This is a genomic window from Achromobacter sp. Marseille-Q0513, assembly GCF_018195695.1.
GTDB lineage: Bacteria > Pseudomonadota > Gammaproteobacteria > Burkholderiales > Burkholderiaceae_B > Achromobacter.
Genome location: NZ_JAGTJY010000151.1, coordinates 1 through 15,476 on the forward strand (window position 1 = coordinate 1; position 15,476 = coordinate 15,476).

A 15,476-nucleotide genomic window follows, 5' to 3' on the forward strand; every position below is an offset into this window, starting at 1 on the left:
GCCCGACGCCTCCCTCGACCAGACCCCCAACCGGCTGCGCCGGTTCGCGTGCATGATGTACGAAGCCGTGCTGCTGTTCGGCGTGGTGTTCCTGGCGGGCTATCTGATGGATACGCTGACCCAGAGCCGCAATGCGCTGGAACTGCGCCCGCTCCGGCAAGCCTGGCTGTTCGTGGCCATCGGCGCCTACTTCGTGCTGTGCTGGCGCCGCCGGGGCCAGACGCTGCCCATGAAGACCTGGAACATCCAGCTGGTCGGCCGCGACGGCCAGCCGCCCTCCGTGCCGCTGCTGATGCTGCGCTACATCCTGGCCTGGCCCCTGGTGCTGGCGGGCGCCGCCCTGGTCTGGCTGGCGGCCCGCTACACGGGCTGGCCGTCCATGGACATGTTCATCGTCGCCGCCCCCTTCATGATCTTCATCTGGACCTGGATCGACCGCGACGGCCAGTTCCTGCATGACCGGATCCTGGGCACGCGCCTGCGCAACGCGCCCCCGCGCGCCAAGCCCGGACGACCGGGAAACGGCGCCGCCACGGCCGCCAAGTAATACCAAGTTTCAATCAGAAAACTTAAGCGCCGATTCTCACCGGCGCGTTCAGAAAGCTGAAAGCTGCGCGCCAAGACAATAAGGCCCTATTTAAAACCGGACCTTACCCATGCGCGCCCTACTCTCCCGCCTGACGCTGGCCGCCAGCGCCCTGTTCTTCCTGCCGTGGGCCCACGCCCAGAACGCCGACGCCCGCAAGGAAATCGAAGCCGCCTCGCAGGCCGCGCTTTCCGCCGCCCAGCAAGGCCCCGCCGAAGTGAAGCTCGGCGGCCAGGCCGTGCTCAAGCTGCCCGACAACATGATGTTCGTGCCGCGCCTGCAGGCCGACCGCCTGATGGCGGCCTACGGCAACGGCAAGGATCCCAGCCTGCTGGGCGTGGTGCTGCCCAAGGCGGACGAGGACGACTGGCTGATCACCGTCAACTTCGAGAAGACCGGCTACATCAAGGACGACGACGCCCGCAACTGGAACGTCAGCGAACTGCTGGACAGCCTGCGCGAAGGCACCAAGCAATCCAACGTCGAGCGCGTCAAGCGCGGCTTCCCCGAGCTGCTGATCGACGGCTGGGTCGAAGCGCCCAAGTACGACAGCAAGACGCAGCGGCTGGTGTGGTCGGTGGCCGCCAAGCACAAGGACGACGGCGCGCAGAGCGACCCGACGGTCAACTACAACACCTACGCCCTGGGCCGCGAAGGCTACATCACGCTGGACCTGATCACGCAGCAAAGCCAGGTGCCGAAGGACAAGGGCGCCGTGCTGGCCCTGCTGAACAATATCGATTACGTCGAAGGCAAGCGCTACGCCGACTTCAACTCCTCGACCGACAAGGTCGCCGAGTACGGCCTGGCCGCGCTGGTGGCCGGCGTGGCGGCGAAGAAGCTGGGCCTGTTCGCGGTCATCGGCGCCTTCCTGCTGAAGTTCGCCAAGGTCGGCCTCATCGCCGTGGCTGCGCTGGGCGGCGGCATCTGGTCGCGCCTGCGCCGCAAGAAGGCGGATCCCGCCGGCCCGGGCCAGCAGTGATCGCAAGCCGGTGAAAGTCCTGCTGTTGCTGCTGTCGGGCTTCAAGTACCTGAAGTTCGGCAAGCTGCTCGCCACCGGCGGCTCCATGCTGCTGTCGGTGGCGGCCTATGCCTGGGTGTTCGGCTGGCGCTACGCCGCCGGCTTCGTGCTGCTCCTCCTGGTGCACGAGCTGGGCCACTACGTGGCGGCGCGCCAGCGCGGCCTGGACGTGGGCGCGCCCGTCTTCATTCCTTTCGTGGGCGCCTGGATCCAGCTGAAGGACCAGCCGCTGAACGCCGACACCGAGGCCTATGTGGGGCTGGGCGGGCCCTTCGCGGGCACGCTGGCCTCGCTGGCCTGCTACTTCGCCGCGCGCGACACGGGCAGCGACCTGCTGCTGGCGCTGTCCTACGCCGGCTTCTTCATCAATCTCTTCAACCTGATCCCGCTGTCGCCGTTCGACGGCGGCCGCATCACGGCCGTGCTGTCGCCGCGCGTGTGGCTGGCGGGCGTGCCGGTGCTGGTGGCGCTGTTCTTCTGGCGGCCCAGCCCCATGCTGATCCTGGTCGCCGTGCTCGCCTTCCCGAACGTGGTGCGCGCCTTCAAGTACGACCCGACCCTGCCGGAAAACCAGGCTTATTACGGCACCACGCTGGAAAACAAGCTCGCCTACGGCAGCGCCTACCTGGCGCTGGTGGGGCTGCTGGCGGTCATGGCGCACGACGTGCACGAAATGCTCGCGGGACTGCGCTAGTGTGCTGTCCCGTAGGTACGTCCGCATGACGAAATTCATCCATAGACGTCAGGGCTAGGCGCAAACCGCAGTGATACCCGTAGGTATCACGAGGATTTGCAACGACGCCATGGCGGCTAGGGGTGGATTTCGTGCGGGCGTATCTGCGGGACTGCACACTAGGCCCGTTCCCACGACAAGTGTTGCAGCGCCCGCGTTGCAATCGTCACAACACCGTCACGGATTTTTCATGGCGCCGTCATCGCCCGATGGTTTCATCTTGAGGCATGACGACAGCCCCCATGGAAGCAACCGTGAACGAAATCCGCCCCGCCCACTGGCGTGCTCTCTGGATTTCCGATATTCACCTGGGCACTGCCGGGTGCAAGGCGGAATTCCTGCTCGATTTCCTGGAGCACAACGATTCCGACACCCTTTATCTGGTGGGGGACATCGTCGACGGCTGGCAGTTGCGCAAGCACTGGCACTGGCCGCGCGCGCACAATGACGTGATCCAGCGCATCCTGCGCAAGGCCCGCAACGGCACCCGCGTGGTATTCATCCCCGGCAACCATGACGAATTCGCCCGCGAGTTCTGCGGTTTCGCCTTCGGCGACATCGAGATCCTGGACGAAGACGTGCACGTGACGGCCAAGGGCCTGCGCCTGCTGGTGCTGCATGGCGACCAGTTCGACGGCGTGATCCAGCACAGCCGCTGGCTGGCGCACCTTGGCGACGGGCTGTACCAGCTGGCGCTGTGGCTCAACCATCACTTCAACCGGCTGCGCCACCGCATGGGGCTGCACTATTGGTCGCTGTCCCAGTACCTGAAGCACAAGGTCAAGAACGCCGTGTCCTTCATCACCGACTTCGAGGAAGCGCTGGCCGGCGAGGCGCGCCGGCGCGGCCTGGACGGCGTAGTCTGCGGACACATCCACAAGGCCGAGCTGCGCGACGTGGGCGGCATCCTGTACTGCAACGACGGCGACTGGGTGGAAAGCCTGTCGGCGCTGGCGGAAACCCATGACGGCCAGCTGCAGCTGTTGGACTGGGCCGCCATCCAGGCCGAGCACCAGGCCGGGCGCCAGACCGATCCGTCCAGCCGCAAGCCGCGCTCGCTATCGCTGCCGGCGCTGCCGTCGGCGCTGCGCCGCCAGGGCAAACACCCGTGATAACCCTTATACGTCCCCGTTACGCAACGGGGATGTTGCAGTTCACGCCCCTCTAGGTCATGCTTGCAGTTGGGCAACGGGCGAGCGGCCCGTTCACGCTGCAACATGCTCACAACATAGGGCCATGAACGACCAATATCAGGCGCTCTACCAAACTTTCCGCTGGCTGGTGCCTACCCAGTTCAACATCGCGGAAGCGTGCTGCCACCGCTGGGCATCCAGCAGTCCGGATGCGCGGCGCATCGCCATCTACTACGAGGATGAAGCGGGCAATCGCGAGGTCTGGACCTATGCCCGCCTGGCCGAAGCCGCCAATCAGCTGGCCAATGGCCTGATCAAGATGGGCGTGAATCGCGGCGACCGGGTCGGTGTTGTATTAGGGCAACGACCTGAAACCGTCGTGGCCCACATGGCAATCTACAGCGTCGGCGCGGTGGTGCTGCCCCTGTCGGCGCTGTTCGGCCCCGAGGCCCTGGAGACCCGGCTGCGCGACTCCGAAACCCGCGTCGCCATCGTCGACCACGCCTCCAGCGCCAATCTGCTGGCCGTCAGCGACCACTGCCCCGCCCTGCAACAGATCATCGGCATCGGTTTCGCCGACGAGCGCGTGCTGCCCTGGCGCAGCCTGCTGGCCCGCCAGCCTTCCGAATTCAAGCCCGTTCCGACCCGCTCGTCGGACCCGGCCATCCTGCTCTATACCTCCGGCACCACCGGCGCGCCCAAGGGCGCCCTGCTGCCGCACAGTGCGCTGATCGGCAACCTGCCCGGCTTCGTCGCCTCGCAGGACTGGTTCCCCAAGGCCGCCGACGTCTTCTGGTCGCCGGCGGACTGGGCCTGGACCGGCGGCATGATGGACGCGCTGCTGCCCACCCTCTATTTCGGCCATCCCATCGTCGGCACCCGCGGCCGCTTCTCGGCCGAGCGCGCCTTCGAGCTGATGGAGCGCTACCAGGTCACCAACACCTTCCTGTTCCCGACCGCCCTGAAGATGATGATGAAGGCGGTGCCGGACCCGCGCAGCCACTATCAGTTGGCACTGCGCGCCATCATGAGCGCCGGCGAAAGCGTGGGCGAGACGGTGTTCGGCTGGTGCGAGAAGGCGCTGGGCATCACGCCCAACGAGATGTTCGGCCAGACCGAGATGAACTACCTTGTGGGCAACAGCAACAAGCGCTGGCCCGCCAAGGCCGGCAGCATGGGCCGGCCCTACCCCGGCCACCGCGTGGCCGTGCTGGACGAGCACGGCGAACCCGCCCCCACCGGCGAAGTCGGCGAGGTCGCGCTCAACCGGCTGGACATACACGGCTATCCCGATCCGGTGCTGTTCCTGGGCTACTGGCGCAACGAGGCCGCCACGCAGGCCAAGTTCAAGGGCGACTGGTGCCTGACCGGCGATCTGGCCAGCATCGATGCCGACGGCTACCTCTGGTACGCCGGCCGCGCGGACGACGTGTTCAAGTCGGCCGGCTACCGCATCGGCCCGGGCGAGATCGAAAGCTGCCTGCTCGGCCATCCGGCCGTGGCCAACGCGGCCGTCGTGCCCAAGCCCGATCCCGAGCGTGGCGCCGTGGTGAAGGCCTATGTAGTGCTGACCCCCGAATTCGCCCAGCGCGACCGCCAGGACATCATCGAGAACCTGCAGGAACACGTGCGTGAGCGCCTGGCGCCGTATGAGTACCCCAAGGAAATCGAGTTCGTCGACGAACTGCCCATGACCACCACCGGCAAGATCCTGCGCCGCCTGCTGCGCCAGCGCGAGGCGGATCGGGCCCTGGCGGCCGCCAAGGGCGCGGCCTAGCGCGGCCGCCTCGATTCCTGAACCCCGCGCCGTCTCCGGAGACTTCCTGGCATGCCGCTGTACCAGCTCGACGACCTGATTCCCCGCATCGACCCCTCGGCCTATGTGGCCGATAGCGCCGACATCATCGGCAACGTGACGCTGGAGGCCGGCGTCAGCATCTGGTCGCACGTCTCCATCCGGGGCGACAACGACGCCATCCTGATCCGCCGGGGCACCAATATCCAGGAAGGCAGCGTGCTGCACGTGGACGACGGCTGTCCCATGGAGATCGGGCCAAACGTCACCGTGGGCCACCAGGCCATGCTGCACGGCTGTACCATCCACGAAGGCGCGCTGGTCGGCATGCAGGCCATCGTGCTGAACAACGCCGTGATCGGCCGCAACTGCCTGATCGGCGCTGGCGCAATCATCCCCGAGGACCGGGTCATTCCCGACAATTCGCTGGTCATCGGCATCGGCAAGATCGTCCGCGAACTGTCCCCCGAGGAAATCGCGGGGCTGCACAAGAACACCGCCCACTACGTGGCGCGCGGCCAACACTACCGGACCGCGCTCAAGCGGATCGGCTGAGCCCCTGAACCAGTCTCCGGCGCCCCCGCGGACGCCGGAATCCGCCTCCAGGAACCCGCCCCGCCCCTGCCGCCGGCAGGGCCTTTCGGCTGCCCGATCGGCTAACATTCCACCATGACCGATCAGCTCAAAAAATATCTCTTCGAAGACCGCAGCGTGCGCGTCCAGGCCGTGCGCCTGACCGACACCTGGAAGGCCGTCCGCGCCAATCACGAATACCCGCCCGCCATCACCCACCTGCTGGGCGAACTGGTGGCCGCGTCCACGCTGCTGGCCGCCAACATCAAGTTCGACGGCTCGCTGGTGCTGCAGATCCAGGGCGACGGCCCGATCGCGCTGCTGGTGGTGGAATGCCGCTCCGACCTGAGCCTGCGCGCCACCGTCAAGATGCGCGAAGGCCATGACGTGCCGGCCGACGGCAACATGCAGAGCCTGCTCAACCCCGGCGGCAACGGCCGCTTCATCGTGGTGCTGGATCCGCAGCGCAAGGCGCCTGGCCAGCAGGCCTACCAGGGCATCGTGCCGCTGGAAGGCGACACCGTGGCCGAGGCGCTGCAGCACTACATGAAGGCCTCCGAGCAGCTGGACACCCAGCTCTGGCTGGCCGCCGACGACGTGCACGCCGCCGGCCTGCTGATCCAGCGCCTGCCGGTGCATGGCGGCGAACAGGCGCCGCTGCTGAGCGAGCAGGCCGCCGCCGAGACCTGGGAACGCGCCGGCACGCTGGCCGCCACGCTCAAGCGCGACGAACTGCTGCAGGTCGAGATCGACACGCTGATCCATCGCCTGTACTGGGAAGAAACGCTGGTGGCGTTCGATCCCCTGCCGGTCAGCTGGCACTGTCCCTGCACCCGCGAGCGCGTGGCCAACATGCTGCGCTCGCTGGGCGAAGCCGAAGTGCAGGACATCGTGGCCGAGCACGGCCAGGTCGACGTGACCTGCGATTTCTGCGGCAAGCCGTATCGCTTCGACGCCGTGGACTGCGCCGCCCTGTTCACGCCGGCCACGCCCGCCGCCGACAACGAGTCGCCCACCGTCCACTGAACGCCGCGCCGGCCCGTCGCGGCCGGCCATTCCTGGCGTGATCATCGCGTCACGCCGGCTTGTCCCAATCGACAGGCGGTCATGCCCGCGCCAGACTGCGCAGCCATGACCGCCTTTTCTTTTTCCGCCGTTCGGCCGGCTCCGCCCGCGACACCAGGCGCGCCCGTCAGGCCTGCCAAGCCGGCCCGGCACGCTTGCCCGACCTCGCCAAGCCTGCGCGCGCCGCCCCGCCCAGGCCGCCCGCAACACGGCACCGCGCTCCTGGAATTCACCCTGGCGGCAACCGTGCTGCTGCCCGCCGCCCTGCTGGCCGCCGAAGCCGCAGCGTGGCAAACGGTGCGCCAGGCCGTCCAGCTAGCGCTGATGGAAGCGGCCCGCGCGGGCGCGGTGTCGCATGCCGAACCGGCGCGGATGAAAGCTGCATTCGTCCAGGCGCTACGGCCGCTGCATGGCGGCGACGCAGCGCGGCAGGCGCGCGCCCTGCGCGAGGCGGCGCTGCTGGCGGGCGCGCATCCGTGGCGCATCGAAGTGCTGCGCCCCGACGCCCAGGCCTTCCGCCTGCACGCCAGGCCCGGACTGCGGATCGCCCCGGCGCCCGGCCTGCCAGCCATCGACAACGACTACCAGGACCTGCAGCACGCGCGCCGTCCGCCTGGCCAGGCGATCGACATCTTCCAGGCCAATACGCTGTCCTTGCGGCTGACCTATCTGCACAAGCCGCTGTCCGCGCCGCTGCGGGCGCTGCTGGGCGCGCTGGCGCGCGGCGCGCAGACGCCGCCGGTCCGCCAGGGCGCGCTCTTCACCCGGGCCCCGACCGACGACGACCCGCGCAGCTACGCCGGCCAGGCGCTGGCGCGCGGCCTGCTGCCGATCGTGGTGGAACTGGAAATGGAGATGCACTCGCATCCGGCCGACTGGTCGCGCTTGCGGCCATGGCCCGAGGGCATGGTGCCCGGAATATGCCGCAAACGCGATTGCGGTTGAAGGCGGGCCTCAGCGGACGGGATTACCCTGGCCGGAACCACTGGAAAGGAAGGAACCGGAACCGCTGTATGAACGGAATCAGTGCCGCGCGCCTGCGCTCGACTGGCCAGCGGGCCGGCCCGGCTGCGGGTTGTTGCTGGCGGCAGGTCTGGCGGACGTGCCCGTGCCGGCGCGGGCCGGCGTGGCGGCGGGCTTGGCGACCGCCTCGGTGGCCAGCGATGCGCCGCCTGCCGGCGGCGTGGCGTTCTGCGGCAGGATGTGCACGAAGACCTCGCCTTCCCGCATCATGCCCAGCTCACCGCGCGCACGTTCCTCGACGGCGCCAGAGCCCCCATCCAGGTCGTGCACTTCGGCTTCCAGCGCCGCATTGCGCGCGCGCAGGCCTTCGTTGGTCTCTTTCTGCGCCGCCACCTGGCGTTGCAGATCCCAGACCTTGAACCAGCCGCCCTTACCCATCCACAACGGGTATTGGATCAGGCCTAGCAGCACGAACAGCACCAGGAACAGCAGGCGCATACGCAGGAACCCTCAGCAGTCGTGTCATACGGCGGCGGCCTGGCGCTGCGCGCCGGCCGCCGCGCCTACCTTAGCGCAAGTTGTAGAAAGCTTCCAGGCCAGGGTAGGAGGCCACTTCAGCCAGCTCTTCCTCGATGCGCAGCAGCTGGTTGTACTTGGCCATGCGGTCGGAACGCGACAGCGAACCGGTCTTGATCTGCATGGCGTTGGTGGCCACCGCGATGTCGGCGATGGTGGAATCCTCGGTTTCGCCCGAACGGTGCGACACGACGGCGGTGTAGCCGGCGCGCTTGGCCATTTCGATGGCGGCGAAGGTCTCGGTCAGGGTGCCGATCTGGTTGATCTTGATGAGGATCGAGTTGGCCACGCCCTTCTGGATGCCTTCGCGCAGGATCTTGGTGTTGGTGACGAACAGGTCGTCGCCCACCAGCTGCACCTTCTTGCCGAGCTGGTCGGTCAGGAGCTTCCAGCCGTCCCAGTCGTTTTCGGCCATGCCGTCCTCGATCGAGATGATCGGGTACTTGTCGCACCAGGTCGCCAGCAGGTTGGTGAATTCCTGCGAGGACAGCGAGATGCCGCCTTCGCCGGCCAGCGTGTACTTGCCGTCGCGGTAGAACTCGGAGCTGGCGCAGTCCAGGCCCAGGGCGATCTGCGTACCCGGCTCGTAGCCGGCTTCGGTGATGGCCTTCAGGATCAGCTGGATCGCGGCTTCGTGGCTGGCCACGTTGGGGGCGAAACCGCCCTCGTCGCCCACGGCGGTGGACATGCCCTGACCATGGATCAGCTTCTTGAGCATGTGGAAGACTTCGGCGCCCCAGCGCAGGGCTTCACGGAAGCTGCCCGCGCCCACCGGCAGGATCATCAGTTCCTGCAGGTCCAGCGTGTTGTTGGCGTGCGCGCCGCCGTTGATGACGTTCATCATCGGCACGGGCATGCTCATGGGGCCGCTGCCGCCGAAGTAGCGGTACAGCGACAGGCCGGACTCGTCGGCGGCGGCGCGGGCCACGGCCATCGAGGCGGCCAGCAGCGCGTTGGCGCCCAGGCGTTCCTTGGACTCAGTGCCGTCCAGCTCGATCAGGGTGCGATCGACGAAGGTCTGCTCCTGCGCGTCCAGGCCCATCAGCGCTTCGGAGATCTCGGTGTTGAGGTTCTCGACGGCGCGCAGCACGCCCTTGCCCAGGTAGCGGCTCTTGTCGCCGTCGCGCAGCTCGATGGCTTCGCGGGCGCCGGTGGACGCGCCCGACGGCACGGCCGCGCGGCCCATGGCGCCGGATTCCAGCAGCACATCGCATTCCACGGTGGGGTTGCCGCGCGAATCGAGGATTTCGCGGCCGATGATGTCGACGATTGCACTCATGACTTTACATTCCCTGAACGATAAACATATTCATGACGGCCGCGCCTTCGCGGGCATTGCGGGCCCGGCGGTACTGCCAGGAGTCGTAGAAGGCCTGCGCGGCGCCCATGGAGGGAAACTCCATGACGACCGTGCGGCCGGGCTCACGCCCCTCGAGCACCTTGGAGTCGCCGCCGCGCACCAGGATCTTGGCGTCGTAGGCCCGCATCGCGAGCGTGGACAGACGCTTGTAATCCTCGTATTGCGCAGGCTTGGTCACTGAGACATCGGCGATCAGATAGGCACTCATGGGGCTCCTTGTGAGCGGTTGCGTGGATGAAGGGCGCCGGCGAAATTGCCCGCGGCCCTGGCCGTGCGCAAGCGCGAGGCCGGGCCGCGGAACCGCATCAGGCGTCCTGCCCGCCGCGGCGAGCCTTGTGCTCGATGGCGGCGCGGATATAGCTGGAGAACAGCGGGTGGCCGTCGCGCGGCGTGGACGTGAACTCCGGGTGGAACTGCACGCCGACGAACCAGGGGTGGTCGGGCAGTTCCATGATTTCCGGCAGGTTCTCGCTCGGGGTGCGCGCGCTGATCACCATGCCGGCCTCTTCCAGGCGCGGCACGTAGACGTTGTTCACCTCGTAGCGGTGACGGTGGCGCTCGTTGACCTCGTCGCCGTAGATGCTCTGGGCGCGGGTGCCCGACTTGATGGGCACGCGCTGCGCGCCCTTGCGCATCGTGCCGCCCAGGTCGGACGAGTTGTCGCGCTTCTCGACCTTGCCTTCGCGGTCCATCCACTCGGTGATCAGGGCCACCACGGGATGCGGCGCGGACGGATCGAACTCGGTGCTGTTGGCGCCGCCCAGGCCGGCCACGTGGCGCGCGAACTCGATCACGGCCAGCTGCATGCCCAGGCAGATGCCCAGGTAGGGCACGCCGTTCTCGCGGGCGTAGCGGATGGCGGCGATCTTGCCCTCGGTGCCTCGCTTGCCGAAGCCGCCCGGCACCAGGATGGCGTCCAGGTGCTTGAGCTGGTCGGTGCCGCGGGTCTCGATGTCTTCCGAGTCGATGTACTCGATGTTGATCTTCGAGCGCGTGTGGATGCCGGCGTGCACCAGGGCTTCGGTCAGCGACTTGTACGACTCGGTCAGGTCGACGTACTTGCCGACCATGCCGATGGTGAGCTGGTGCTGCGGATGCTCCAGCGCCTCGACCAGGTTGTCCCACATGGACAGGTCGGCCGGCGGCGGGTTCAGGCCCAGCGCTTCGCAGACGATGTTGTCCACGCCCTGCTTGTGCAGCATGGCGGGGATCTTGTAGATGGAATCGGCGTCCCAGACCGAAATCACCGCGTCCAGGGGCACGTTCGAGAACATCGAGATCTTGGCGCGCTCGTCGTCCGGGATCGGGCGGTCGGCGCGGCACAGCAGCGCGTTCGGGTAGATGCCGATTTCGCGCAGCTTCTGCACCGAGTGCTGGGTCGGCTTGGTCTTGAGCTCGCCGGCGGACGCGATGAACGGCACCAGCGTCAGGTGCACGAAGGCGGCGTTGTTGCGGCCCATGCGCAGGCTCATCTGGCGGGCGGCTTCCAGGAACGGCAGCGACTCGATGTCGCCCACGGTGCCGCCGATCTCGACGATGGCCACATCGGTGTTGCCATTCCAGGCGGCATCGGCGCCACGGGCGATGAAGTCCTGGATTTCATTGGTGATGTGCGGAATGACCTGGACGGTCTTGCCCAGGTAGTCGCCACGACGCTCCTTGCGCAGCACCGATTCGTAGATCTGCCCGGTGGTGAAGTTGTTCACCTTGTGCATGCGGGCGGAAACGAAGCGCTCGTAGTGCCCCAGGTCCAGGTCGGTCTCGGCGCCGTCTTCGGTGACGAACACTTCGCCGTGCTGGAACGGGCTCATGGTGCCCGGATCGACGTTGATGTAGGGGTCGAGCTTGAGCATGGTGACCTGCAGACCACGCGACTCGAGGATGGCTGCAAGCGACGCGGCGGCGATGCCCTTGCCCAGGGAAGACACCACTCCGCCGGTGACAAATACGTATTTGGTCATCGTAATGAGCGCCCGGGACGAGCGGGCGCGTGCGGGAAATTTGGATTATAGCCGGGAGGCGCGGCGAGTTTGGGTTTCCCCTTAGCCGCCAGGCGTAACATTTGGCAGCGCCCAGGCGGGACGCGGCTTGCGGACCGATCGCCCCCATTTTGCCCCCGGCGGGGCGGCCGCCCGCCAGGTTCAGCCCGCCAGGCGCTCCAGCGCCGGCGGCTCGAACACCCGCACCGGCTCCGGCCCGCCGGCCCACTTTTCCGCCTGCACCAGCGCCGACAGCGCGCTGCAGCCCTGCGCCAGCCGCGAGGTGCCCTCGTCCCGGGTCAGCACGTTCGGATTGCCGTGGCGCTCCAGCGCCGCGTCGCGCGGATCGAACCAGGCGCCCGTGGCCATGACCACCACGCCGCGCGCCACGCCCTCGTCCAGATCGGCCCCGCCCAGGCAGGCGCCGCGTTCGTTGTACAGGCGCACCACGTCGCCCTGGCCGATGCCGCGCGCGGCGGCGTCGGCCGGATGCATGCGCACCGGTTCGCGCCCGGCGATCTCGGCCTGACGCGCGGCGTTCGACTGGTCCAGCTGCGAATGCAGCCGGCCCGCCGGCTGGCAGGTCACCAGATGCAGCGGCCACTCGCGGGCGCCGAGGCCGCCCAGCCATTCCGCCGGCGCCAGCCAGGCCGGATGCGGCGGGCAATCGGCGTAGCCGAAGCCGGCCAGCGCCTCGCTGTACAGCTCCAGCTTGCCCGAGGCGGTCTTGAGCGGATGCGCCTGGGGGTCGGCGCGGAACTGCTCGAACAGCACGAAGTCGCGCGGCGGTTCGGGCAGCGCCACGTGGCCCAGCTCCCAGAAGGCGTCGAAATCCGGCAGCGTCAGCTGCTGCGCCTCCCAGGCCGGCCGCATCTGTTCGTAGATATGGCGGATCCAGGCCATCTCGTCACGGCCTTCGGTGTAGGTCTGCTCGAAGCCCGCCATCGCCGCCAGCTCGCGGTAGATGTCGAAGTCGTTGCGGCTGTGGCCGACGGGCGCCAGCGCCTGGCGCATCGCCAGGATGTAACGGTCGCGAGACGATCCGCCCACGTCGTTGCGCTCCAGCGTGGTGGTGGCCGGCAGCACGATGTCGGCGCGGCGCGCGGTCGGCGTCCACCAGGGCTCGTGCACGATGATGGTCTCGGGCCGCGTCCAGGCCCGCGCCAGCCGGTTCAGGTCCTGGTGGTGATGGAAGGGGTTGCCGCCGGCCCAGTACACCAGCCGGATGTCTGGATAGACGCCGCCGCGGCCGTTGAATTCATAGGACTGGCCGGGATGCAGCAGCATGTCGGCCATGCGCGCCACGGGAATCGAGGCGGCTGCCGGATTGCGGCCCGCGCGCATTTCCGGCGCGGGCAGGTCGGGCCGGGGATTGCCGGCGCCGTTCATCGAGCCATGACCGAAGGCGAAGCCGCCGCCGGGCAGGCCGATCTGGCCCAGCAGCGCGGCCAGCGCCACGCTGCCCCAGTACGGTTGCTCGCCGCGATGGCTGCGCTGCAAGGACCACGCGCAGGTCAGCAGCGTGCGGCAGCCGGCCGCCTCGCGCGCCAGCCGGCGGATGGTGGCCGCCGGCACGCCGCAGACGCCCTCCGCCCATTCCGGCGTGCGGGCCTGGCCGCCGGCGCGGCCCAGCACATAGTCGGCGTAGGTCTCGAAGCCGTTGCAGCAGCGCGCCACGAAATCCGCGTCGTGCAGGCCCTCGGACAACAGCGTGTGCGCCATGCCCAGCATCAGGGCCGCGTCGGTATTGGGGCGGATGGGCACCCATTCGGCATCCAGCGCCTCGGGCGCGTCGCCGCGCGACGGGCTCACGATCACCGTCCGCATGCCCGCCGCGCGCGCCCGTGTCAGCCAGCCGGGCGTGGGATGGTCGCCGGCGCCGCCCGACGTGATCTGCGTGTTGCGCAGCGCGATGCCGCCAAAGGCGATCAGCAGCCGCGTATTGCCCACCACGCTGTTCCAGTCGGTGACGCGGCCCGTCACCGGCGCGTAGGTGCCGATGATGTGCGGCAACAGGAACTGCGCCGCGCCCCAGCTGTAATTGCCGGCCTGGTCCACGCAGCCGCCGCCGGCATAGAGAAAACGATGCGTCAGCGTGCGCGCGTGATGCAGCCGGCCGGCCGAGGACCAGCCATAGGAGCCGCCAAAGATCGCGGTCGGACCATGCTCGGCGCGCACGCGCTGCAATTCTCCATGCACCAGCCGCAGCGCCACGTCCCATTCGACCTCGACGTAGCCCTCGACGCCCCGCAGCTCCGGCGCGCCGCGATGCCTGAGCCAGCTGGCGCGCACGCTGGGCCGCGCCACCCGCAGCGGCGAATGGACCAGGTCGGGCATCGCATGAATAAGCGGGGACGGGGCCCGGTCATGGGCGAAGGGCTCGCAGCTCGCGAGCCGGCCGCCCTGCACCACCGCCGTATAGGCGCCCCAATGCGACAGGGTGGAGAAACGGGAGATCGTGTCGGCCATGGAATCCTCCCGGCGGCTGCAACAAAAGCCGTATTGTTGGGGAAATTCTCATAACTTAGCAGCATCAACTTAGAAAATAATTGTCTTTAGGCCGTCTCTGAACTGTGGAAAATAGAAAATTTTTCGGGACCGGTCTTTCTATACTGCGAAAGCAGCAAGGGGAATGGTCAGGCGTCAGCACCGACCGCGCGGCACCTGACTCATAAGGCAGTCCAATTTGTTGGAGTAGGTCATGAGCAAAAACAAAATCCAGGGGTCCTTCGTCGCCATCGTCACGCCCTTCAACCGGGACGGCAGCGTCGATTTCAGCGCCTTTCGCAGCCTTTTGAAGTTCCAGGAAGACCACGGCACCGCCGCCGTCCTGATCATGGGTTCCACCGGCGAAGTCTCGCTGCTGTCGCCCGAAGAACGCAGGCAGGTCATCGTCGAGACCGCCAAGATGAAGACCGGCAAGATGCAGCTGTTCTACGGCTGCACCGGCAACAACACCGACACCACCATCGACTACCTGAAGTTCGCGCGCGAGAACGGCGCCGACGGCGCCATCCTGGCCGCGCCCGCCTACATCTGCGCTTCCGAGGCCGACACCGAGGCCTACTTCCTCGAAGTGGCCGACGCCACCGACCTGCCGCTGGGCATCTACAACAACCCGCCGCGGGTCAAGAGCGACCTGCACTGGGACCAGCTGCTGCGCATCTTCAAGCACCCGAACTACGTGGTGCACAAGGAATCCACCACCCGCGTCGGGCAGGTGGCGCAGGTGCTGCGCGGCCGTCCCGACGTGTCGGTGATGTGCTGCGACTCGCCCAACCTGGGCCTGGTGGTCCCCACCATGAGCCTGGGCGGCCACGGCACCGCCAACATGACCGGCAACATCGCGCCGGCCGAGATGGCCACGATCTCGCGCCCCTGGGACACGCCGGACGTGTCGGTGAGCTTCCGCGAAGGCTATCTGGGCCTGCTGCCGATGCTGCACTACTCGTATTCGGCCATCAACCCGGTGGCTATCAAGTCGCTGATGAAGGCCGTGGGCCTGCCCGTGGGCGACCTGCGCCGCCCGCTGCGCGGCCTGGAAGGCGAGGCGCTGGCCAAGGGCCTGCGCATCGTGCGCGAGCTGGGTCTGGACGCCAAGTACGGTTTCAGCTCGGCCCAGCTGAAGGCGGCCTGATCCCGGCCGCCTGAGCCCGACCGGCGGCGGCGAGGCCGCCGGCTCGAACCCGAAT

The 15,476-nt window shown here is 67.8% G+C and carries 14 protein-coding genes; 9 read left to right on the forward strand and 5 right to left on the reverse strand.

All coding sequences use genetic code 11. The features are described from left to right. The 8 genes from KDH83_RS23495 to KDH83_RS23530 form a co-directional block, all read left to right on the forward strand. Positions 1 to 547: RDD family protein (locus KDH83_RS23495; RefSeq protein WP_349291658.1), on the forward strand; the 547-nt coding region annotated here is incomplete at its 5' end. 109 nt (positions 548 to 656) lie between these two features. Next, entirely contained in the window at positions 657 to 1,568 is a 912-nt protein-coding gene (locus KDH83_RS23500) for a DUF2167 domain-containing protein (RefSeq protein WP_212320359.1), read from the forward strand. Between the two features lie 10 nt (positions 1,569 to 1,578). After that, positions 1,579 to 2,301, forward strand: coding sequence for a site-2 protease family protein (locus KDH83_RS23505; RefSeq protein ID WP_212320361.1), 723 nt, complete (start codon positions 1,579 to 1,581; stop codon positions 2,299 to 2,301). Positions 2,302 to 2,567: 266 nt separating this feature from the next. Then, positions 2,568 to 3,452, forward strand: coding sequence for a UDP-2,3-diacylglucosamine diphosphatase (locus tag KDH83_RS23510; RefSeq protein ID WP_212320363.1), 885 nt, complete (start codon positions 2,568 to 2,570; stop codon positions 3,450 to 3,452). Between the two features lie 124 nt (positions 3,453 to 3,576). Further along, complete coding sequence (locus KDH83_RS23515; protein ID WP_212320365.1) at positions 3,577 to 5,250, forward strand: AMP-binding protein; 1,674 nt, start codon at positions 3,577 to 3,579, stop codon at positions 5,248 to 5,250. A 51-nt stretch (positions 5,251 to 5,301) separates the two neighbouring features. After that, the gene (locus KDH83_RS23520; RefSeq protein WP_212320367.1) at positions 5,302 to 5,823 is read left to right on the forward strand and encodes a gamma carbonic anhydrase family protein; all 522 of its coding nucleotides are present in this window, start codon (positions 5,302 to 5,304) and stop codon (positions 5,821 to 5,823) included. A 114-nt stretch (positions 5,824 to 5,937) separates the two neighbouring features. Next, the gene (hslO, locus tag KDH83_RS23525) at positions 5,938 to 6,867 is read left to right on the forward strand and encodes an Hsp33 family molecular chaperone HslO (protein WP_212320369.1); all 930 of its coding nucleotides are present in this window, start codon (positions 5,938 to 5,940) and stop codon (positions 6,865 to 6,867) included. A 285-nt stretch (positions 6,868 to 7,152) separates the two neighbouring features. Then, on the forward strand, positions 7,153 to 7,851 hold the full coding sequence (locus tag KDH83_RS23530) for a pilus assembly protein (protein WP_349291659.1): 699 nt from the start codon (positions 7,153 to 7,155) through the stop codon (positions 7,849 to 7,851). A gap of 78 nt (positions 7,852 to 7,929) precedes the next feature. Here KDH83_RS23530 and ftsB read toward each other — a convergent pair whose 3' ends face one another. The 5 genes from ftsB to KDH83_RS23555 all read right to left on the reverse strand — a co-directional run bounded on the left by ftsB (position 7,930) and on the right by KDH83_RS23555 (position 14,253). Next, positions 7,930 to 8,367, reverse strand: a complete 438-nt coding sequence (gene ftsB, locus KDH83_RS23535) for a cell division protein FtsB (protein WP_212320371.1) — start codon at positions 8,365 to 8,367, stop codon at positions 7,930 to 7,932. Between the two features lie 70 nt (positions 8,368 to 8,437). Next, a complete protein-coding gene (gene eno, locus KDH83_RS23540) occupies positions 8,438 to 9,724 on the reverse strand; it encodes a phosphopyruvate hydratase (RefSeq protein WP_006393534.1) in 1,287 nt (428 codons plus the stop codon). A 4-nt stretch (positions 9,725 to 9,728) separates the two neighbouring features. Beyond that, complete coding sequence (locus KDH83_RS23545) at positions 9,729 to 10,013, reverse strand: DUF1330 domain-containing protein (protein WP_212320373.1); 285 nt, start codon at positions 10,011 to 10,013, stop codon at positions 9,729 to 9,731. A gap of 97 nt (positions 10,014 to 10,110) precedes the next feature. Continuing rightward, the gene (locus KDH83_RS23550; RefSeq protein ID WP_212320375.1) at positions 10,111 to 11,766 is read right to left on the reverse strand and encodes a CTP synthase; all 1,656 of its coding nucleotides are present in this window, start codon (positions 11,764 to 11,766) and stop codon (positions 10,111 to 10,113) included. Positions 11,767 to 11,946: 180 nt separating this feature from the next. Continuing rightward, positions 11,947 to 14,253 carry a molybdopterin-dependent oxidoreductase gene (locus KDH83_RS23555; RefSeq protein ID WP_212320377.1) on the reverse strand — a complete coding sequence of 769 codons (2,307 nt, stop codon included), beginning with the start codon at positions 14,251 to 14,253 and terminating at the stop codon, positions 11,947 to 11,949. Between the two features lie 232 nt (positions 14,254 to 14,485). Here KDH83_RS23555 and KDH83_RS23560 point away from each other — a divergent pair, with 232 nt between their 5' ends. After that, positions 14,486 to 15,421: a 4-hydroxy-tetrahydrodipicolinate synthase gene (locus tag KDH83_RS23560; RefSeq protein ID WP_212320379.1), complete on the forward strand. Its 936-nt coding sequence runs from the start codon at positions 14,486 to 14,488 to the stop codon at positions 15,419 to 15,421. Positions 15,422 to 15,476: the final 55 nt, after the last annotated feature.